Raw genomic sequence first — 22174 nt, 5'->3', positions numbered from 1 at the left:
GGACAAGTGAAGTGACTGGAATAAAACTCCCCCGCTTAATCGGGGGGGTGTTTTATTGTTGGGAAAATCAATATTGCCGCCAGAAATTGGCCCGGATGATTCGCTTGTAAAGTGGTACTACCATTGATCAGGTTTTGATGTTATTTTAGTGAATAAGACAGAAAAACAGGAAAAAAGGAGTGGTACCAATGTTAATTGTAACGGAAGAGTGGAAGACGGCCCATCCCGGAGCCTGTATCGGGCTGATGATTTTGGGCGATCTTGCTAATCCCGGATTCGATGCAGTGCTTGAACAACGAAAGAAAGAATTGACGGTGTTTCTCAAAGCTTCCTTTCCGACAAAAGAGAAATTATATGGTTATGGACCGCTGCCGGTCTATACCGCTTACTATAAACAGTATAAAAAGACCTACCATGTATTGCAGCAAATGGAATCGGTGATTTTTAAGGGAAAGCAGATTCCGGCCGGTGCGGCGCTGGTTGAGGCTATGTTTATGGCCGAATTGAAAACAGGCCTGTTAACCGCCGGGCATGACCTGGAATTTATTGAAGCACCTTTAACGCTTGCGGCGGCCGGTGATGAACAGTATACGGGCATTCGCGGCCGGGAACAGAGAACTAAGCCGGGGGATATGGTTATGCGTGATGCCCGAGGCATCCTATCCAGTATCTTAGGGGGACCGGATTTCCGTACGAAAATAACGGCCAATACGAAACAAGCCCTGTTTGTGGTTTATGCTCCGCCCGGTATCCGGCCCGGCACAGTCCAACAGCACCTGGACCTGATTGGCGACAACATTCGGACCTTTGCACCGGCGGCAGCCGTCGAATTGCAAGAAATCTATACTGCCTGACGTGTTCATACCGGAAGATTTGGCAGACCGGCCGTTTATCCTGTATAATGAAGAGTAACAGATGCCCAAAATACAGGAAAGTGATAAGGAGAGTGAAACGTGCAAGTTAACTTTTTTCAAATCGTGCCGGTTTTGAATCAGTTTTTAAAATACGCTTTTAGCTATTCGCACCTATATAATTTGGTTGTATCGGTTGTTATTCTGGGGATTTTCGTGTTGTTCAAAAATATTTTTACCAACTATATTTTTAAATTTTTGCGGCGGATGACAGACAAAACGAAAGGGATGGCGGATGAATATTTGCTGACGTCATTCCATGACCCGCTGAAGAATGCGATCGTGCTGCTGGGCCTGTATCTGGCCTTCAAGAATTATTTGCCGTCTTCCTATGACTATGTGCTCAATAAAGTCCTTAGTTCCGGCGTCATTATTTTATTCGCCAATGCGGTTTATAAACTGGTCGGATTTTATGCCGAAAATGAAACGGAAATCGGCCGCCTGTTGAACGGAAAAATCGATAAAATATTGATTCCGTTCTTTTCCAAGATGATCCGGTTTATCATTGTCGCTTTGACCTTTGTTGTCATAGCCAGTGACTGGGGATATGACGTAAACGGCTTTGTAGCCGGGTTAGGTCTTGGCGGTTTGGCTTTCGCTCTGGCGGCCAAAGATTTGCTGGCCAATGTATTTTCCGGCATTGTGATCATTATTGATAAGCCGTTTAGCATTGGTGACTGGATTAAAACCAACGATGTGGAAGGCACTGTGGTGGACATCAATTTCCGGAGCACTAAAATTAGAATGTTTGACCAAGCGCTGGTAACAGTGCCTAACTTTAATCTGGTGAATGCTTCCATTATCAATTTCACGAAACGGCCAACGCGTCGGATCACTTTTAATTTAGAGGTTACCTATAGTACACCCAGCCATAAATTGCAGAAAGGGATTGAGCGGATCGAAAAGCTGCTGCTGGCCCATTCCAATATTGATGAAACTTCGGTCGTCGTAAAATTTGATTCATTCGGCGGCAGTGCGCTGCAAATTTTTGTCTACTTTTTTACCAAGACTATTGTATGGGCGGACTATCTCAATACGAAGCAGGACATCAATTTTGGGATTATGAAGATTATGGAGGAAGAAGGAATCTCGTTTGCCTTTCCCAGTACCAGCGTTTATCTGGAAACGCCGCTCAAAATCAAGCAGGAAGCCGAAGCTAATTAAACGTATGACCGGTCCTAAAGTTAAAAGCTTTAGGACTTCTTTTATATTAACGCCTGGGTTTAAATATGATATGCTGGTGGTGAATGTGGAAAATACTGGTGAGGTGGTACGCCATGAGCGGTGTGATCACAACGATAAAAGACCGCTGTAAGCAATGTTACGCCTGTGTGCGGAACTGCCCCGTGAAAGCGGTGAAAATTACCCGCGGGCAGGCTGCAATCATGGAGGAGCGCTGTATCGGCTGCGGCAACTGTGAAAAGGTATGCGCCCAGGAAGCCAAACTGGTTCTCAGCGGCCTGGCCGGCGTCAAAAACCTGCTGCAGGCACCAGATAAAGTAATTGCCTGTTTGGCACCTTCTTTCGTTGCTGTTTTTCCTGCCATCCCCTGGCAACAAGTTGTTAGCGGCATAAAAAGGCTGGGTTTTTCCGAAGTTTGGGCGGTAGCTGCCGGCGCCGAGCTAGTTGTACGGGAATACGCCAAATTAATGCTTAATCTACCGTCCCAGCCGGTTATTTCCAGCAATTGTCCGGCTCTGGTGGGCGTTGTGACCAAACATTATCCTGAACTGTTGCCGCAGCTGGCACCGATTGTGTCTCCCATGCTGGCCACGGCCAGGATTGTCAAAGCGGAATACGGCGATTCGGTCAAAGTGGTATTTATCGGCCCCTGCATCGCCAAGAAGGCGGAAGCCCGGGAAGCAGCCAACCACGGGCTGGTGGACGAAGTGTTAACCTTCCGGGAACTGCAGTCTTTATTTCAACAATACGAAATTGAGCCGGAGAAGCTGCCGCCCGCCGGTTTTGATGGTGTGCAGCCCCGGCAGGGACGTCTCTTTCCTCTGGCGGGCGCTTTGGCGGAACTTTTACATATGCCCCGCGATGTATGCAGCGGCAATGCGATTGTGACTGCCGAAGGCGCCGCCTCCTGTCTGGAAACCCTGAAGTCCATTGCTACCGGGCAATGCCGGCCCCGGCTGGTTGATGCCCTGTTTTGTCGTGGCTGTATTGACGGGCCGGAACTCACGGGGGATTTAACGCTTCTCGAACGCCGGCAGGCCGTTGTAAATCATTTCACTGAAGGGGCAGTAACGGAGGGCGGCCGGCAGAATGCGGAATTGGTCAAATTTTTCTTTCTGGACCTCAAGCGGGACTTTGACAATCAAAAAATTCCCCTGCCGGTTCCCAGTGAGGAAGAGATCCGCCAAATTCTGAAGGAAACCGGTAAATTAAGCCCGGAGGATGAGCTGAACTGCGGTGCCTGCGGTTATACATCCTGCCGGGAAAAGGCCATTGCCGTTTTTCAGGGGATTGCCGAAAACGAAATGTGCCTGCCCTACGTATTTACCCAGAAGAACCGGTTGTTAGAACAAATGGCAGGGGAGTTGGAAACGGTATGTCAGCTAAACAAAGAACTTGACGGGATTATCGAATCTTCCTACGACGGGATCTGTGTTGCCGACGGCCAGGGGGTTACTTTGCGGGTTAATGCCGCCTATAAGCGTCTCGTTGGCCTTCAGGACCGGGATGTTTTAGGGGTGCACAGTAAAGAGCTGGAAAGAGAAAAGATCATTTTTCCGTCGGCAACCCTGTTGGTTTTGCGGGAGAAGCGGCCGGTCACGGTTATGCAGGAAACTAAAAGCGGCAAAAAAGTTCTTGCCACCGGAACACCGATTTTTAATGAACAGGGTATCATTGTCCGGATTGTAACCAATATCCGGGATTTAACCGAGCTAAGCAGCCTGCGGCTGCAAATCGAAGAAGCGGAGAGGCTGAAAACTCATTACCAGAGCAGCTCCACCGCTGTTCCGGCGCCGCGAAATATCGTGGCCTACAGTATTGAAATGGGAAAAGTGCTTCAGACTGCAAGCAAAGTGGCGGCGGTGGACTCAACCGTGCTCATTTTGGGTGAATCCGGCGTAGGCAAAGAAGTGGTAGCCCGTTTTGTCCATCAATCCAGCCTGCGGCAGAGCGGTCCATTTATCCAGATCAATTGCGGCGCCATCCCCGAAACTTTAATCGAATCGGAATTGTTTGGCTATGAAACCGGCGCGTTTACCGGCGCCCGGCGTGAAGGCAAGCCCGGGCTGATTGAACTGGCCAACAACGGCACCTTGTTTTTGGATGAAATCGGCGAGCTGCCGCCCAATTTGCAGGTCAAGCTGCTGCAAGTGATTCAGGAGCGTCAGATTTTACGCATTGGCGGTACGAAACCGAACCGGATTAATGCCCGGTTTATCGCGGCTACTAACCGTAATTTACAAAGGATGGTACGGGACGGGACCTTTCGCGCCGATCTATTTTACCGGCTGAATGTAGTACCGCTGGCGATTCCGCCGCTAAGGGAACGCAAAGATGACATTATTCCGTTAATTAATCATTTTCTGGCAGCATTTAACGCCCGTTACGGCTGCAATAAGCAAATTGCCTATGATACCAAGGATTTTTTGACCGAATATCATTGGCCGGGAAATGTGCGGGAACTGGAAAATATCATTGAGCGGCTGATTGTAACTGTGGATGAAGCGACAATTCTTCCGGCACATCTGCCGGACGCAATGAAAAATAATGTCCGGGAATCCCGCTGCAAGATTTTTGTTACCGGTCTCCTGCCACTTAAACAGGCGATTGAAGAGGTAGAGTCCCAATTAATTACCCTGGGTTGGCAACAATGCGCCAATACCTATAAATTAGCCAAAATTTTGGAAGTGAACCAGTCAACGGTCGTCCGGAAGATACAAAAGTATCTCAAGTTTACTGCACACGTGCATGAATAAGATGCGCTGCTGCATTAAATTTTACCTGGCAGCTTTATCGCCCGGTACCGCCATCGTCCTTTCTGCGGAACGTTGAATCTTCCTGCTTACGGCGTCAATTACCCAGTGAGCTAATGCAACGGTGCATTGACTTAATGAAAACGATACAAAAAACAAGAACACTTACTGCAATAAGGCGGTGAGTGTTTTTTTATTTATTAAATATTTTTTTCTTGAAATCCCTGCGGAAATTTACGACTTCCGTCTCCCGTCTATTCTCCAACCCCAAACCCCAATACCCAATATCGGTTCGGCACGATTCATGCAATAAAGAAAAGCAGCTGGCTTAATAACGTTTAATGGGGGTGTTTACTATGGCAGAAGGGCAAAATCAATGTTCGGTGGAGGCTCAACTCCTGGCGGCCAATGCGGCAGCCATGGATGAGATTATTGCGAAGCATAAAAAGGTTCCCGGCTCCTTAATTACGGTTTTGCATGAAATTCAGCAGTTGATCGGGTATCTGCCCCCGCCTGTTCAGGTAAAAGTGGCGGCAGAATTAGGGATTCCTATTAGTGAGGTTTCCAGTGTTATCAGCTTTTATGCCTTATTTACGGAGAAACCGAAAGGAAAGGAACGCATCTGTGTTTGTAAGGGAACAGCCTGTTATGTCCGGGGAACGGACCGGGTGCTAAGCCGGCTGGAAACAGAACTCGGGATCAAAGCCGGCGACACGACCGACGACGGGATGTATTCGATCGAGGTGGTTCGCTGTATTGGCGCCTGCGGCCTGGGACCGGTCATGACGGTCAACGAGGATGTATATACCCGGGTGAAACCGGACGAGATTCCGCAAATTCTCACGCAACACCAGGAAAAAGAGCAGGCAAAGGAGGGGCTGGCGGATGAATCCTATGGATGAATTTGCCCGGATTAAAAGCGCGGCGCTGCAAAGATACTGGGACGAGACCGATGCCAAGGCCGGTAAAACAGTCATAATCATCCGCATGGGAAAATGCAGCATGGCTGTTGGCGCGCATCATGTATTGGCTGTTTTGGAAGAAGAAATTGCCAATTGGCAGTGTGCCGATGTAATCATTGAAACTACGGGCTGTATCGGTCTCTGCGAACCGGAGCCTCTGGTTGACATTGTCAAGCCCGGACAGCCCCGGGTCACGTATGCTTATGTCACGCCGGAAAAAGCGCGGGTGATTTTTGCCCGCCATGTCATCTACGGTCAGGTAGTGAGCGACTGGGTTATGACCATTAGCTAAGGGAGGTCGGATCGTATGGAGTTTTACCGCACCCATGTGCTTGTTTGTGGTGGCACAGGCTGTATGTCGTCAGGCTGTAAAGAAGTGGGGGCAGCCTTGAAAAATGAAATTAAGCGCTGGGGCTTAGACCGGGAAATTAAGGTGATTACCACCGGCTGTATTGGTCCCTGCAGTCTTGGTCCGGTAGTCATCGTCTACCCGGAGGGAATTTTATACCGGAAGGTTCAGGCCCGCGATGTCCCGGAAATCGTCGAACAGCATCTTTTGACCGGCAATATTGTCACCCGTTTGCTTTATGATGCTCCCGGTTGCGATGAGCAAAGTCGCTCCTACCGGCACATTCCTTTTTTCAGCAAGCAGGTTAAAATTGCCTTGCGCAATACGGGCATGATGAATCCGGCAAGCATTGAAGAGTATATATCCCGGGACGGTTATGCCGCGCTGGCCAAGGCATTGTCCGAAATGACCCCGGCCGCCGTGATTGCCGAGGTCACAAAGTCCGGTTTGCGCGGCCGGGGCGGCGGCGGATTTCCTACGGGACAAAAATGGGCGATGACCGCGAAAGCGACCGGTGCTCTTAAATACGTGGTATGCAATGCGGATGAAGGCGATCCCGGGGCATTTATGGACCGCAGTGTGCTGGAAGGAGATCCGCACAGCGTGCTGGAGGCTATGGCCATCGCCGGCTATGCGACCGGCGCTGCTACCGGCTATATTTACGTACGGGCGGAATATCCCCTGGCGATTCAATTAGTTACCCTGGCCATTGGCGAGGCGCGGCGGTACGGTCTTTTGGGCCGGAATATTTTCAGTACAGGTTTTAGTTTTGATATAGCCGTTCGCGTCGGAGCCGGGGCATTTGTCTGCGGGGAAGAAACCGCCCTGCTTACCTCCATTGAGGGCAAGCGCGGCGAGCCCCGTCCGCGGCCGCCATATCCTGCCAATGCGGGCTTATGGGGGAAGCCTACCTTGATCAATAACGTAGAAACCTTTGCCAATATTCCGCCCATTCTTTTGCAAGGCGCCGACTGGTATCGTAATATCGGCACAGAGGCCAGCAAAGGCACGAAGGTGTTTGCTTTGGCCGGTAAAATTAAGAATACCGGTATTGTTGAAGTGCCGATGGGCATGCCCTTGGGAGAAATTATTTATGACATCGGCGGCGGCATTCCCAACGGCAAAAAGTTCAAAGCCGTACAAACCGGTGGGCCGTCGGGGGGATGCATCCCCGTGGAATATTTGAACACTCCCGTTGATTATGACTCGCTGAAGGAGCTTGGCACGATCATGGGGTCGGGCGGGTTCATTATCCTGGACGAAGATACCTGCATGGTTGATCTGGCCAAGTACTTCCTGGAATTTTGCCAGGAGGAGTCTTGCGGCAAGTGTGCGCCATGCCGCCTTGGAACCAAACGCATGCTGGAAATTCTGGAACGGATTACCCAGGGAAACGGCGAACTGGCCGATATCGACCGTTTGCTGCAGCTTGGCGAGCAAATCAAACAAACCGCCCTGTGCGGCCTGGGGCAAACGGCTCCTAATGCCGTGTTAAGCACTATCCGTTATTTCCGGGATGAGTACGAAGCCCACATTAAGGATAAATGCTGTCCGGCCTCAGTATGCGCCGCCCTGTTTCATGCTCCCTGCAAAAATTCCTGTCCGGCGGGGGTTGATGTGCCACTCTATATCGACCATATCCGGAATCAACAGTTTGCAGCGGCCGTGGCGGTGGTCAAAGAACAAAATCCGTTGCCGGCCATCTGCGGCCGGGTTTGTCATCACCCCTGCGAGGCCAAGTGCCGGCGGGCTCAGCTTGATGAAGCTATTGCCATCCGCGATTTGAAACGCTTTGCCGCCGACTATCAGTTAGCGCACCCGGAAGAAGCGGATGAGCCGCAAGCAGCGGCAAAAGAAGCCCGCGTAGCAATTATCGGCTCCGGGCCCGCCGGACTTTCGGCCGCATATTACCTCGCTAGACAGGGGTATCCGGTAACTATTTTTGAAGCCCTGCCCGTGGCCGGCGGTATGCTGGCCGTTGGGATCCCGTACTACCGCCTGCCGCCGTATTATTTGGAAACCGAAATTGCCGCCATCACCAAGCTGGGGGTTACTATCCAGCTAAACACCGCTTTGGGCCGTGATTTCACCCTTCCCGACCTGTTTGCGAAAGGCTATAAGGCGGTATTTCTGGCCATTGGTGCCCATAAGTCTTTGACTGCCGGACTGAGCGGGGAAGATTTGGCCGGAGTTTGGCAGGGGATCGATTTCCTAAGGGCCATCAACTTAGGCGAACCGGTGGCTATCGGTAAGAAAGTGGCGGTAATCGGCGGCGGCAATGTCGCCATCGATGCAGCCCGTTCAGCGCTGCGTCTCGGGGCGCAGGAGGTTCATCTTTTGTATCGCCGCCATAAAGAAGATATGCCGGCCGAAACCGAAGAAATCATGGCGGCGGAAGAAGAAGGCATAAAAATTCATGAATTAACGGCGCCGCTCAGGCTGTTGGGAGCGGAACCGGCCGAAATTACGGCGGCGGAAGATGAAGGAGTCAGAATTCACGAACTGACGGCGCCGCTGCAGTTGCTGGGGCAGGAAGGAAAATTAACGCAAGTGGAATGCATCCGGATGCGGCTTGGCCAGTTTGACCACAGTGGCCGCAAAACGCCGGTACCGGTTGAGGACAGCAAATATACCATTGATGTTGATCAGGTCATTATGGCGGTGGGGCAGACTCCCGATTTGTCCAATATCGAAGAATTCAGCGCTGCCCGGGCGGTAAACGGAACCATTCCGCTGGCTGACGCCGGCCGTCTACTGACCGGTATCCCCGGCGTGTTTGCCGGCGGGGACTGTGTAACCGGTCCTGACACGGTCATTGCCGCCATTGCCACCGGGCATAAAGCCGCCGACGCCATGGATCAATATCTCGGCGGCAGTAGCGCTGCTTTTGTCCCGGTCCGGGAGAGAAAGCTCAGCGGACCGGTTCTGGAAGAGCGTTTGCCGCGTCAGCGCCCGACTTTCTGCAGTTGTTCCGAACGCATCAAAGGGTTTGCGGAAGTTGATCAGGGACTGACCGCGGATATGGCCGTCAAAGAAGCAGCCAGGTGTCTGCGCTGCGACGTACGGGATTAAGGAGGGATGAAGCATGGAGCCTGTCCACCTGACGATTAATGACTGTAAGGTAACCGTCCCCCCGGGGACGACAATTCTGGAAGCGGCCCAACAAATTGGAATCCGTATCCCCACCTTGTGTTATTTGAAAGAGATTAACGCGATTGGCGCCTGCCGGGTTTGCGTCGTGGAGGTTGCGGGGGCTAAGACGCTGCAAGCCGCCTGTGTAACCCCGGTGGCGGAAAATATGGCTGTATATACCAACAACAGCCGGGTCCGGGATGCCCGCCGTACCGTAGTGGAATTGATTTTATCGAACCACCCGGAAGATTGCCTGACCTGTGTGCGCAACCAAAACTGCGAGCTGCAGAATCTCGCTGCGGAATTGGGGTTGCGGCAAATCCACTATCAGGGGGCGAAAACCAGTTTTCTGCCCGATACGTCGACGGCGGCCATTGTCCGCGACGCCAACAAATGCATTCTTTGCCGGCGCTGCCAGAGTGTGTGCCGGCAAATACAGGGTGTAGCGGCTCTCGCGCCTATGGACCGCGGGTTTTATTCCTCCATCGCGCCGGCCCTGCATCAGCCTCTTAGCAATGTTGCCTGCACACTGTGCGGCCAATGCGTAACGGTATGTCCTACGGGAGCGCTTACCGAGAAGGACTCTACCCAGGATGTGTGGACTGCCCTGAGTGACCGCCGCAAACATGTGGTCGTTCAGGTTGCACCTGCCGTAAGAGTTTCTATTGGCGAACCGTTTGGATTGGAACCAGGTACGGTGGCTACGGGAAAACTGGTGGCAGCCCTTCGCCGTCTGGGCTTTGCCAAAGTGTTTGATACGGATTTTACGGCGGATCTTACTATTCTGGAAGAAGGCAGCGAATTAATTGACCGGATTCAAAAGGGCGGAGTCCTGCCGATGATTACTTCCTGCAGTCCGGGATGGATTAAATATGTGGAACATTTTTATCCCGAATATCTGCCTCATTTGTCGACCTGCAAATCGCCGCAGCAAATGTTTGGGGCCTTGGCCAAAACCTATTATGCCAAAAAATACGGCCTGTCCGCCGAAGAGATTTACGTCGTTTCCGTAATGCCCTGTACGGCGAAAAAATTTGAAATGGGCCGGCCGGAAATGGCCGCCGGCGGCTGCCGGGATGTGGACGCAGTCTTAACGACCCGGGAACTGGGTCGCATGTTGAAGGAATGTGGGATAAACCTGCCGGAACTGCCGGAGGAAGAGTATGACCTGCCTTTCGGCATTGCCAGCGGGGCGGGGGTCCTCTTCGGCGCCAGCGGCGGCGTAATGGAAGCGGCGTTGCGCACGGTTTATGAAATTATTACGGAACAAGAGCTGCCAACCCTGGAATTTGAGGCAGTCCGCGGTCTGCAGGGCATTAAAGAAGCCACGGTGGATTTAGCTGGTACCCGTCTGAATGTGGCGGTCGCCAACGGGCTGGCCAATGCCAAAATCCTGATGGACCAATTACGAACCGGTCCATCTCAATACCACTTTATTGAAGTTATGTGTTGTCCGGGCGGCTGTCTCGGCGGCGGGGGGCAGCCGCTTCCCAACACGGCGGAAACCCGGCAAAAACGGATGGCCGGCATTTATACGGCGGATGCGCAAATGCCGCTGCGGAAATCCCATGAAAACCCGGTGGTAAAACAACTGTATGCCGAGTTCCTTGGCTATCCTCTGGGACATCGCTCCCACCGGCTGCTGCACACACAATATACGCCGCGCAGCAAAACAATTGAAAAGTAAATGACGGCAAGGCCGCCTGCAAAAATTGCGGGCGGTTTTGCTTATGGTACCGGCATAAAGATATTGAACTTTTTACCTTTTATAAAAATTTAATAAAAAATAACTAAAAAATAACTAAAATTTATATAAACTATTGATTAAAATTTAACAACGAAGTATAATGAGGCTGAGAATAAAAATGAATCGGATTCGGCACTGTTGCTGGCAAGAAATACAAAAGTTCTAGGGATTGTTTCGCGAGGCTGATTCTAAAAGTAAGTTTGTGATTATATAAAAAATATGTAAAAATTTTAGAAAAAAGGTCTGAAACTATGTTGGGAATATGGCGAACAAAGAGAATGAATGGTAAGATATGTAGTATAAATTGACAAATAAGAGGAGCAGAACGATGAAAAATAATATTGTTGATATCGCCAATCTCGTCGGTGTTTCGCCCGCGACGGTTTCCAATGCCTTAAATGGACGAAAAGGAGTTAGCGAAGAAACCAAGCAGAAAATCTTAAAAGTTGCCAAGGAAATAGGCTATAATAAAGATTTCAACAATAATACGCAGAAGAGCATTCGCTTTGTTGTTTATAAAAAACACGGTATTGTCGTATCGGATACGCCCTTTTTTGCTTCTCTCATTGAAGGGATTGAAAATGAATGCCGCAATCTGGGCTATGAGCTCTTAATATCCCATGTCTATTCCGGCGGGCACGGCCAGCAGGAAATCGTGGATATTGTTGATACGGAGTATGCCAATGGCCTGATTGTACTGGCTACGGAAATGGATCCCGAAGATTTAATTCCGTTTCGTAACGTGAGCGTGCCTGTCGTGCTGCTGGACAGTTATTTTCGCGGCGAAAATTTTGATTGCGTGCTGATTAATAACATGGACGGCTCGTTCAAAGCCACTAAGTATCTGGTGGAAAATGGCCACACCCGGATTGGCTATTTGCATAGTTCTGTATATATCAACAACTTTCATTACCGGAAAATTGGTTTTTGGGATGCTCTGGCTGATTCGAACTTGCAATTCGACCCGGCGATGGAATTTGGCCTGGAACCTACTATGGAAGGGGCCTACCGGGATATGAAGGCAATTCTGGAGAGAAATTCCGTAAATCTGCCTACGGCGTTTTTCGCCGACAACGATATTATTGCTTTTGGCGCTATGCGGGCGCTGAAAGAAAAGGGACTAAAAATTCCGCAGGATTTGTCCATTGTGGGGTTTGACGACATGCCCTTTTGTGAAATTACCAGTCCGCGGTTAACGACGATTAAAGTTTTTAAGCAGGATATCGGCAGCGCTGCAGTATTAAGACTGCATCAAAAAATAAACAGTAAGAGCGACAATATTACCCAAAAAATCGAGGTGAATACAGAATTAATTCTACGGGACAGTGTTTTAAAACTCACCTGAACAGCGGTGAAATGTAAAAAGGGTGGATGATATGGGAGAGAAAATCAAACTGGGGTTTGCCCCTACGCGGCGTTTTGTATTCAGCAAGGAAGATGCCCATAAATTTAAAAATCTGACCCGGGAAACAATTGCCGGATTTGGTGTGGAGATTGTGGACCTGGAAGGTATCAATGAGGAAGGACTCCTGTTTGACAACGATGCGGACGCCCAAAGGATTAGTAAACGATTCCGGGATGCGGACGTAGATGCGGTATTTTTTCCACATTGCAATTTCGGCACGGAAGATACCGTTGCCCGGGTTGCCAGAGCGGTAGGAAAGCCGGTGCTGCTCTGGGGACCGCGGGATGAGGCGCCGCTGCCCGACGGCAGCCGCCTGCGGGATACGCAGTGTGGACTCTTTGCCACCGGCAAAGTGCTGCGGCGGTTTAATGTCCCGTTCACTTATATTGTAAATAGTAATTTGACAGACCAGGTCTTCACCAGAGGATTTAAAAATTTTATTGGTGTCGCCAATGTAGTCAAAACATTCAGAAGGTTGCGAATTTTACAGGTGTCGACAAGACCGGCGGGCTTCTGGACGATGATTTGTAATGAAGGGGAACTCCTGGAGAAATTCGGCATCGAGATCTATCCGGTAACACTTCAGGATATCAAGGAAGCGACGGAACAGGCCGAAGCCGGCAACAGCAAGGAATTAAAAACAACGGTGGGTCTGATTCAGGAAAAGCTCGATTGCAGCGAAGTGGATGAAGGTGCCGTCAGGCGCGTAGCCGCGCTGAAAATCGCGTTAAGCCAAATGGTAAGGGAACATGGCTGTTCCGCCCTGGCCATTCAATGCTGGACGGCGCTGCAAAACAGTATCGGCATTATGCCTTGTTTGGCGAATGCCCTGCTTACGGACGAAGGGATCCCCGCCGTATGTGAGACGGACATCCACGGTGCCATTAGCGCGGTCCTGGCGCAGGCGGCGGCCATGGGGACGATGGCCCCTTTCTTTGCCGATTTAACGGTACGGGACGTGAACCGGGAAAATGTTGAGCTGTTATTCCATTGTGGCAACTTTCCCCTGTCTTTGGTTGCCGAAGGCTGCAAACCCCGCTTCCGGACTCACTTTTTGTTCGATTCTCATGCTCCGGGAACGCAGGAAAGTGAAATCAAAGGCGGCGAGGTATCCATTGTCCGCTTCGATGGCGACCACGGAGAATATTCCTTATTTCTCGGCAAGGCGAAAGGGGTTAAAGGTCCTTATACCCGCGGAACCTATATCTGGGTTGAAGTCAACGACTGGCCGCTGTGGGAGGAAAAACTGGTAACGGGTCCTTATGTTCATCACTGTGTGGGGATTCACCAGGATGTAATCCCGGTTCTCTATGAGGCCTGCCGGTATCTGCCGGGATTAACGCCTGATCCGGTTGATCCGGCTAAAGAACAGATTGAAGCTTTCTTACGGGGGAAAGACAATTAAACCGGGAGGAATGCAGCATGGTTGATGTTGCCTTTTTAAAAAACAAAGCGGCCCAAATTCGCCGGGATTTACTTACTATGATTTATGAGGCCAAAGCCGGCCATACGGGCTCGTCGCTGTCGAATACGGATCTATTAACGGTGCTGTATTACAGTGTGCTGAAAACCAATCCGCAAAAACCGGACTGGGAGGACCGGGACCGTTTTATATTAAGTAAGGGCCATGCCGTAGAATCGTATTACGCAATTCTGGCGGATAAGGGATTTTTTCCGCGCGCGGAACTCAAAACATTCTGTCAGTTCGGAACCCGTCTGATCGGGCATCCCAACAATAAAGTACCCGGTGTGGAGATGAATACGGGCGCACTGGGACATGGTCTGCCCGTAGCGGTAGGCATGGCGTTGGCGGCTAAAATGAACGGGCAGGCATACCGGGTTTTTACGCTGATGGGAGACGGGGAACAAGCCGAGGGTTCGGTATGGGAAGGAGCCATGGCGGCCTCGCATTATAAGCTGGATAATCTGATTGCTATTATTGACCGCAACGGGCTGCAAATTACCGGTAAAACGGAAACTGTAATGAGCCTGGAACCGTTGAACGAAAAATGGCGAAGTTTCGGCTGGAAAGTTGTTGAGGCCGATGGACATGACCTCGCTCAATTGCAAAAGGTGTTGGCGGCGGTGCCGTTTATGCCCGGCAAGCCTACGCTGGTCATGGCCCATACGACCAAGGGCAAAGGGGTATCGTTTATGGAAAATGTTCCGCACTGGCATCATGGCGTGCCCACGGCAGAGGAGTATAACCGGGGCATGGCTGAATTAGCGGCAGCAGTGGAGGAATGCGGGTATGAATAAGATTGCAAATAGGCAGGTTGTGTGTGATACCTTGATTGAACTGGGAAAACGCAATGAAGAGATTGTGGTGCTGACCAGCGATTCACGGGGTTCGGCTTCGATGACCAATTTCGCCCGGGAACTGCCGGCTCAGTTTATCGAGGCGGGAATTGCCGAGCAAAATCTGGTTGGCATCGCCGCAGGGCTGGCCGCTGCCGGCAAAATCCCCTTTGTGGCTTCCCCGGCGTGTTTTCTGTCGATGCGAAGCATTGAACAAGTAAAAGTAGATATTGCTTATTCCCGGACCAATGTAAAGCTGATTGGCATAAGCGGCGGCGTCAGCTACGGCGCCCTGGGCATGTCCCATCATTCGCTGCAGGACCTTGCCGTAATGCGGGCTATACCGGGAATGGTTATCCTGCTGCCGGCCGACCGGTTTGAAACCGGGAAGGCCATCCGGGCACTGGCTGATTATCCGGGCGGCGCTTATTTGCGAATCGGCCGCAATCCTGTACCGGATGTATATGAATCAGAGGATTACGGTTTTGCCATCGGCAAAGCGGTTTGCCTCGCCGACGGCAAGGATATTACCCTGATTGGAACCGGAGAGACGGTGCGGGTGGCGCTCGAGAGCGCGGTAGAATTGCGCCGCCTGGGTATTACGTGCCGGGTATTAAACATGCATACGATTAAACCCCTGGACGAGGCGGCTATTTTGCAGGCCGCCCGGGACACAGGACGGATTATTACCATTGAGGAGCATAGTATCTACGGGGGCCTGGGAGCGGCTGTCGCCGAGGTGGTAGCGCAGAAGTATCCCGTACCGCTGCGGATCGTCGGTATTGCCGATGAACCGGCCATACCGGGAAAATCCCCGGAGGTATTTGCCCATTATGGAATTTGCGTCGCCAATATTAAAGAACTGGCTAAAGAGTTACTAAGTTTAGGTGCATGAGGAGTGATCAGAATGGAAGGTCATAGGTTTCCCAAAGTGATTTTTCGGTCGATGGTTTTGGGGGTGATGATGATTTGTTCCTTACATATTGCGCCATGGGGAGAGGCAACAAAAGCTTTGGCGACGCCTTTGCCGCGAACCATTGTGACGACAGATGGCGAAATTGACGATATGGATTCCTTCCTGCGTTTTTTGCTTTATACGGACGAAATGGATGTTGAAGGGCTTATCTACAGTAGCTCGCAATGGCATTATAAGGGCGATGGGAAGGGAACAAAATTCATTTCGGCGATGCCTCTGACGCGTAAATTATACGGTGAGAGAACGGAGCTTCGTTGGTGTGGAACAGAATGGATGCAGAAGTTCATTGCTAAATACCGTGAGGTCTATCCCAATCTATTACAGCACGATGGGCACTATCCTTCGCCAGACAAACTTTTGAGCCTCGTCAAAATTGGCAATATCGATTTCGAAGGGGAAATGAGCCGGGATACAGATGGCTCGAACCGCATTAAGGAGGTATTGCTTGATAATAATGATGCTCCTGTTTATTTGCAGGTTTGGGGTGGTACCAATACGATTGCCCGTGCGCTGAAATCTATTGAGGACGAATATAAAAATACAGACCAGTGGCAGGCCATCTATGATAAGGTCAGCAAAAAAACAGTAATTTATGTCATCCTTGATCAGGATGCGACTTATCGGAACTATATTGCCCCCAACTGGCCAAATATTAAAGTACTGTATAACTCTTCTCAATTCTGGTGCTTAGCTTATGACTGGCCGAAAACGGTGCCGGAAGCTTTGAAGCCTTATCTGGAGAGCAAATGGATGGCAGCTAATATCAAAGACCATGGGCCGCTCCTGCAGGAATATATGACCTGGGGTGATGGACATAAGATCCAGGCAGATCCGGATGATCAATACGGTGATCTTTCTTATATGAAAGAAAAAGGCAGAGGGCAGTATGATTTTATCTCGGAAGGGGATTCGCCGTCATATCTGTACCTTGTCAATGTCGGCCTGCGTTCCCTGGAAAATCATGCAAACGGCGGCTGGTCGGGACGTCTTGTGCAATCCAAGACCAATCCGAATCGTTGGGAAGATGGGGAAAATGTCGCTGATTATAATCCGTATACGCAAAAACTGGATAAAAGTTATCCGCAGGCACGCTGGATTGATGCGATTCAAAATGATTTTGCCGCGCGGGTCAAGTGGACCCAGGCGGACTATGCCCATTGCAATCATGCGCCCGTGGTTGCCGTTGACGGCAGCCTTGATATCACGGCAAAAGCGGGCGAAACGGTAAAGCTGAATGGGCAGGCGTCAGATCCAGACGGTGACAAGCTGCAGTATAAATGGTGGCAGTATCGGGAAGCCGGCAGTTATGCAGGCGAAGTCCAAGTAGGCCATGCCAATAAAAAGCACGCTGCTGTGAAGATTCCGCAGGACGCCAAGAAGGGCGATACGATCCATATGATTCTTGCGGTAAAGGATTCGGGCACGCCGCCGCTTACACGGTATGCCCATGTCGTCATTACCGTAAAATAATTTTATGAGAGAAAATTACTGGCCTGAAAGCGGGGGGGCGAAAATGGGGAACGGGTATATACTTGCCCTTGACCAGAGTACATCCGGTTCAAAAGCTATGGTGGTCAATGCAGAAGGGCGCATTCTGGCCCGGGCGGCGGTCGGGCATAAACAGTATTATCCTCAGCCGGGCTGGGTAGAGCATGATCCGGTGGAAATCTATGAAAATGCGAAAGCCATACTGGCCGAGGCGCTGACAAAGGCGAAATTGAAACCGGCGGCGATTGACGCACTGGCGATTACCAATCAGCGGGAGACCGTTGTCGTATGGGACAGGGAAACCGGGCTGCCGGTCTATAACGCCATTGTCTGGCAATGCCGGCGGACCGGGGAAATCTGCACCCGGCTGAAGCAGCAGGGCTGGGAAGGAATGGTCAAAGACCGGACCGGACTGTTGCTTGACCCTTATTTCTCTGCTACCAAGGTCCAATGGATCTTGGAAAATGTGGCGGGGGCGGCGGCAAGGGCGCAAGCCGGCAAGCTGCTTATGGGTACGATGGATTCCTGGCTGATATGGAAACTGACCAAGGGGCGGGTTCACGCCACCGACTATACGAATGCCAGCCGGACCCTTTTGTTTAATATCAAAAGCCTGCAGTGGGATAATGATTTACTGAAAATATTTAATATTCCCGCAACGATGCTGGCGAAGGTTCAAGCTTCGAATACTGGTTTTGGTTATACCGCCGTGAATGAGCTGTTCGCCGGCGAAATTCCCATAGCCGGCGTAATCGGCGATTCGCAAGGCGCGCTATTTGGGCAAACCTGTTTTGAGCCGGGAATGGTCAAAGCTACTTATGGAACCGGTTCCTCCGTGCTCATGAATATCGGGTCTCAATACCGGGAAGGGGCGGGCGGATTAGTAACGTCCATTGCCTGGGGGATTGACGGCCGGGTTGAATATGTGCTGGAAGGGATCGTGCACGCTACAGGCGATACTCTGAAGTGGGTAAAGGAGAATCTGGGTTTGTTTCAACACTGGGATGAGCTTCCGGCTATGGCAGAAAGCATCGGCCATAACGAAGACGTCTATTTCGTGCCGGCATTTGCCGGGCTCGGTATACCCTATTGGGATACCGACGCCCGGGCCGGGATTGTGGGAATATCCCGAAGAAGCCGCAAGGAGCACATTGTCCGGAGCGCTTTGGAAGCCATTGCTTATCAGATAAAAGACGCCGTCGATACGATGGAGGCGGGTTCCGGAATACGGCCCCGTGAATTGCGGGTTGATGGCGGCGGCACTCGCAATTCTTTTTTAATGCAATTTCAGGCGGATATGCTGCAAATTAACGTGGTCAGTACGGAATTTGCCGAACTTTCCGCCATGGGGGCGGCCTATCTGGCCGGGCTTGCCGCCGGTGTATGGCATGACAAGACGGAGATCCGGAAGCTGCGCCTGGAGGGGCGGACTTATGTTCCGTCCATGGAGGAAGCCGTGCGAAATCAATATTTCCAGGGTTGGAAACAGGCGGTGGGCAGAATTTTAACGCGATAGCCACAGAAGGCGGTCTATGCTTTTTCCGCTTACAGAGTCTGCAGACTCAACCGGAAGGAGTATAAATAAAACAGATACATAAGGGGAGGAAAAAACGTGAAAAACATTCGTCAGTCCTTTTTCATCGGTTTCCTGGTACTATGTATAGCCGGCTTTTTACTCGCTGGCTGCGGCGGGCAGAAGCAAGCGGACCGGCAGGCGGCGGACATAGCCAAAGCGGATACGCCGAAATCCAAACTCATTGTGGTGATTACCCCTTCTCACAGCAATCCGTTCTTTAAGTCGGAAGCCGTAGGCGCGGAAGAAAAAGCCAAGGCGCTTGGTTATGAGGTGCTTTCCCTGGTTCATGATGACGACGCGAATAAACAGAATGAAATGTTCGATACAGCGATTGCCCGGAAAGCGGCTGCCATCATTTGTGATAACGCCGGCGCCGACGCAACCGTTGCCGCTGTTAAAAAAGCGAAAGCGGCCGGGATACCTACCTTTTTGATTGACCGGGAAATTAATGTAACCGGCGAAGCGGTGTCCCAAATCGTATCGGACAATTTCCAGGGGGCTAAACTAGGCGGCGAAGAGTTTGTCAAACTGATGGGGGAAAAGGGAAATTATGTGGAATTGGTCGGCAAGGAGTCGGATACCAATGCGGGGATTCGTTCCAAAGGATACCATGATGTAATCGACCAATATCCCGATATGAAAATGGTTGCCCGCCAAAGTGCCAACTGGAGCCAGACCGAAGCCTATTCAAAAATGGAATCCATTATTCAGGCCAACAAAGATATCAAAGGCGTCATTTGCGGCAATGACACGATGGCCATGGGCGCGATGGCCGCTATAAAGGCAGCGGGACTGAAAAATGTCATCGTGGTTGGTTTTGACGGCAGCAATGATGTCCGGGATTCCATTCTCGGCGGCGATATAAAAGCAACGGTCCTGCAGCCCGCTTACCGGATTGCTCAATTGGCAGTGGAACAAGCCGATAAGTATTTAAAATCCGGGTCCACCGGTGAACAGGAAAAGCAACTGAAAGAATGCATTCTCATTACTAAGGACAATGCCAAGAAGTTGGAAACGTTTTCTATGAAGGAATGATCCGCTTTGCAGTCTCAGGGTGGCCGGCCGGCCATCCTGAGGCTGACCAAAACGAGTAACCATTGATTCTTTGGCGAGGAGAATACTATGAATAAGATGATCAGACTTATGCATAAGCTGTGGACTGCTCCAGTGATTAAACAAATCAATGCCGTATTCCTGGCTGCCGTGATTGTGTCTCTAACTCTCCTCCTGTCCGGCTGCAAGCTTTATACGGTTGTTCCCAACGACAAGAATAAGGAGAACAGGCAAGGGGTTACTTTTTATTTTCAGGATGACAGTTTTGACGCCGACAAGTTTGTTGCTGCGGCATGGGACAGCAAGGTGCTGCCGGTAATGAACCGGAAAGCGGTTGACATTGGTGTAGTATTGGCGGCAATCCGGAACAATGTTGAGGAAGCCGGTAAAAAGTATGGCGTCCGCAGTGCTCAGGGAGGAAAGGAATGGAATTTTATTGTCAAAGGCAAAGGAAACGTACTTAAGATAAATACCGAATCAAGAAACGGGACTATGGATATTGACCTGCCGCCGTACGACCATAAGGCGGAACTGAAAATTCAGGTAGGGCCGGTAATTAAAGGAACCTCCGTCAGGGATTCACTCGATTTTATTAAATTTGACGATTTTAAAAATCAGATGGACTTTGCGGAAGTGTCAAATGCCTTGAATAAGCGGATTAAAGAGCTGATTTTAAGCAAGCTTGATCTAAAGCAAGCCCCAAATCGGGAAATTGAGTTTACCGGTGCGTTTACTGTTATGCCGGCGGGGGAGATCGTCGTAACTCCTGTTCAATTGACACTGGCGGGAGGCGAAAAATAATGGCCGACGAGTTGTGCCTGACGGCGCGGAAAATTATAAAAGTTTATCCCGGAACGCTGGCGCTCAATCAGGTTGATTTTAATGTATATCGCGGTAAAGTGAATGTATTAATCGGCGAGAACGGGGCGGGCAAATCCACATTGATGAAAATTATTGCCGGCATTGAACAGCCTACGGAGGGAACCATCCAGCTCAATGGCGAGACGGTCCGTATAAGGGATACCCGGGAGGCCGATGCCATGGGGATTGGCATTATTCACCAAGAATTAAACCTGTTTCCGAATCTTACGGTAGCGCAGAATATTTTTATGGGACGGGAATATACCCGGGGCGGTATTCTTATCGAACACAAAAAACATTTAGAGAAGACAAGAAATCTGCTCGCCAGGCTGGAACATCCGATTGACCCCAACATACTGGTTAGCGATTTGCGGGTGGGACAGCAGCAAATTGTTGAAATTGCCAAGACCATGGCCCAGCAGGATTTACATGTGCTGATTATGGATGAACCGACTTCTTCCCTGAGCACGGCGGAGGTTGAAGTCTTGTTCCGTATCATTCATGAGTTAAAGGCGCAGGGAATTTCAATCGTCTATATTTCTCACCGGCTGGAAGAGATCCTACGCATTGGGGATTATGTCACAATTCTCCGGGACGGGCGCTTCATTGCGGAAGAAAAAGTAAGAAAGATTGATATCCCCTGGATTGTACGGAATATGGTCGGTCATAATGAAACAAGTTTCATTCATAAGCAGGAAAAAACAATGGGGGATGAATTTTTACGGGTCGAGTCACTGACCTTGCCCCGCAAAGGAGGAGGAGATCTGCTGGATCATGTTTCCTTTACCCTGCGGGCCGGAGAAATTCTCGGTGTGTACGGTCTCTTAGGATCCGGCCGCACCGAATTGTTTGAATGCCTCATGGGGATGCATCCGGCGGTAACCGGCGATATTTATCTTGAGAGGGAAAAGATAAAACCCAGGTCTATTCCGGAGCAAATTAAGAGGGGATTTGCCCATATCCCGGAAGACCGGCAGCGGGAAGGGCTGGTACAAACGTTATCCATCGCCAAAAACATGACTCTGGCCAGCCTATGGAATTATACCAGGGGAATTCATCTGATCGATAAAAAGGAAAATGCCTCCATAACCAAGACGATTGAGGAACTGGAAATCAAGGTCGCCGACAGAAACCTGCCGATTCTTTCGTTAAGCGGCGGCAATCAGCAAAAAGTGGTTATTGGTAAGGGAATCTTGACGGCTCCCAGGATTTTGCTTTTAGACGAACCAACGCGGGGCATTGATGTGGGTGCCAAGGCGGATGTCTTTCATCTTATTAATAAGTTTGCAGCTCAGGGAATGGGAATCATCATGGTGGCCTCCGAGCTAAAAGAGATTATGGCCATTTCGGACCGGGTCATTGTTTTGTCGAATGGCAAACTGACCGGCGAATTTTGCGGCGACGAAATCACGGAAGAGGCTCTGGTGAAGGCCTCCGCAATCGGGCATAGCACTTTCAAAGTGAAAAATATTTCTTAGATA

16 protein-coding genes are annotated in these 22174 nt (G+C 50.5%); all 16 read left to right on the top strand.

All coding sequences use genetic code 11. From position 1 onward, the window contains the following. Nucleotides 1-188: 188 nt before the first annotated feature. Nucleotides 189-854, top strand: coding sequence for a hypothetical protein (locus LUCIF_RS24700; protein WP_122630492.1), 666 nt, complete (start codon nucleotides 189-191; stop codon nucleotides 852-854). Between the two features lie 99 nt (nucleotides 855-953). Next, entirely contained in the window at nucleotides 954-2075 is a 1122-nt protein-coding gene (locus tag LUCIF_RS24695; RefSeq protein ID WP_122630490.1) for a mechanosensitive ion channel family protein, read from the top strand. Between the two features lie 113 nt (nucleotides 2076-2188). Continuing rightward, nucleotides 2189-4849 carry a sigma 54-interacting transcriptional regulator gene (locus LUCIF_RS24690; RefSeq protein ID WP_165866160.1) on the top strand — a complete coding sequence of 887 codons (2661 nt, stop codon included), beginning with the start codon at nucleotides 2189-2191 and terminating at the stop codon, nucleotides 4847-4849. A gap of 353 nt (nucleotides 4850-5202) precedes the next feature. Further along, nucleotides 5203-5748, top strand: a complete 546-nt coding sequence (locus LUCIF_RS24685; RefSeq protein ID WP_207858426.1) for an NADH-quinone oxidoreductase subunit NuoE family protein — start codon at nucleotides 5203-5205, stop codon at nucleotides 5746-5748. After that, entirely contained in the window at nucleotides 5732-6100 is a 369-nt protein-coding gene (locus tag LUCIF_RS24680; RefSeq protein WP_122630486.1) for a (2Fe-2S) ferredoxin domain-containing protein, read from the top strand. The genes LUCIF_RS24685 and LUCIF_RS24680 overlap by 17 nt, the downstream gene beginning before the upstream one ends. Nucleotides 6101-6115: 15 nt before the next feature. Next, nucleotides 6116-9229 carry an FAD-dependent oxidoreductase gene (locus tag LUCIF_RS24675; RefSeq protein ID WP_122630485.1) on the top strand — a complete coding sequence of 1038 codons (3114 nt, stop codon included), beginning with the start codon at nucleotides 6116-6118 and terminating at the stop codon, nucleotides 9227-9229. A gap of 13 nt (nucleotides 9230-9242) precedes the next feature. Then, complete coding sequence (locus LUCIF_RS24670; protein ID WP_122630483.1) at nucleotides 9243-10976, top strand: NADH-dependent [FeFe] hydrogenase, group A6; 1734 nt, start codon at nucleotides 9243-9245, stop codon at nucleotides 10974-10976. 388 nt (nucleotides 10977-11364) lie between these two features. After that, nucleotides 11365-12381, top strand: coding sequence for a substrate-binding domain-containing protein (locus LUCIF_RS24665; protein ID WP_122630481.1), 1017 nt, complete (start codon nucleotides 11365-11367; stop codon nucleotides 12379-12381). 31 nt (nucleotides 12382-12412) lie between these two features. Further along, the gene (locus tag LUCIF_RS24660; RefSeq protein ID WP_122630479.1) at nucleotides 12413-13846 is read left to right on the top strand and encodes an L-fucose/L-arabinose isomerase family protein; all 1434 of its coding nucleotides are present in this window, start codon (nucleotides 12413-12415) and stop codon (nucleotides 13844-13846) included. A gap of 17 nt (nucleotides 13847-13863) precedes the next feature. After that, on the top strand, nucleotides 13864-14700 hold the full coding sequence (locus LUCIF_RS24655) for a transketolase (RefSeq protein ID WP_122630477.1): 837 nt from the start codon (nucleotides 13864-13866) through the stop codon (nucleotides 14698-14700). Then, nucleotides 14693-15634, top strand: a complete 942-nt coding sequence (locus tag LUCIF_RS24650; RefSeq protein WP_122630475.1) for a transketolase family protein — start codon at nucleotides 14693-14695, stop codon at nucleotides 15632-15634. Before LUCIF_RS24655 ends, LUCIF_RS24650 begins: the two co-directional genes overlap by 8 nt. Nucleotides 15635-15646: 12 nt before the next feature. Beyond that, nucleotides 15647-17185: a DUF1593 domain-containing protein gene (locus LUCIF_RS24645; RefSeq protein WP_207858424.1), complete on the top strand. Its 1539-nt coding sequence runs from the start codon at nucleotides 15647-15649 to the stop codon at nucleotides 17183-17185. A gap of 43 nt (nucleotides 17186-17228) precedes the next feature. Then, entirely contained in the window at nucleotides 17229-18719 is a 1491-nt protein-coding gene (glpK, locus tag LUCIF_RS24640; RefSeq protein WP_122630473.1) for a glycerol kinase GlpK, read from the top strand. 96 nt (nucleotides 18720-18815) lie between these two features. Then, nucleotides 18816-19814: a D-ribose ABC transporter substrate-binding protein gene (locus LUCIF_RS24635; protein ID WP_207858422.1), complete on the top strand. Its 999-nt coding sequence runs from the start codon at nucleotides 18816-18818 to the stop codon at nucleotides 19812-19814. Between the two features lie 87 nt (nucleotides 19815-19901). After that, nucleotides 19902-20633, top strand: coding sequence for a DUF2291 family protein (locus LUCIF_RS24630; protein WP_122630471.1), 732 nt, complete (start codon nucleotides 19902-19904; stop codon nucleotides 20631-20633). After that, nucleotides 20633-22171 (top strand): sugar ABC transporter ATP-binding protein, encoded by a 1539-nt coding sequence (locus LUCIF_RS24625; protein WP_165866159.1) that lies wholly within the window; start codon nucleotides 20633-20635, stop codon nucleotides 22169-22171. The genes LUCIF_RS24630 and LUCIF_RS24625 overlap by 1 nt, the downstream gene beginning before the upstream one ends. The last annotated feature ends 3 nt before the right edge of the window (nucleotides 22172-22174 follow it).

It is taken from the genome of Allolucifera butyrica, from assembly GCF_900476375.1.
In the GTDB taxonomy this organism is placed as follows: domain Bacteria; phylum Bacillota; class Negativicutes; order Sporomusales; family UPPP01; genus Lucifera; species Lucifera butyrica.
This window is presented reverse-complemented; position numbering and strand designations above follow the sequence as displayed.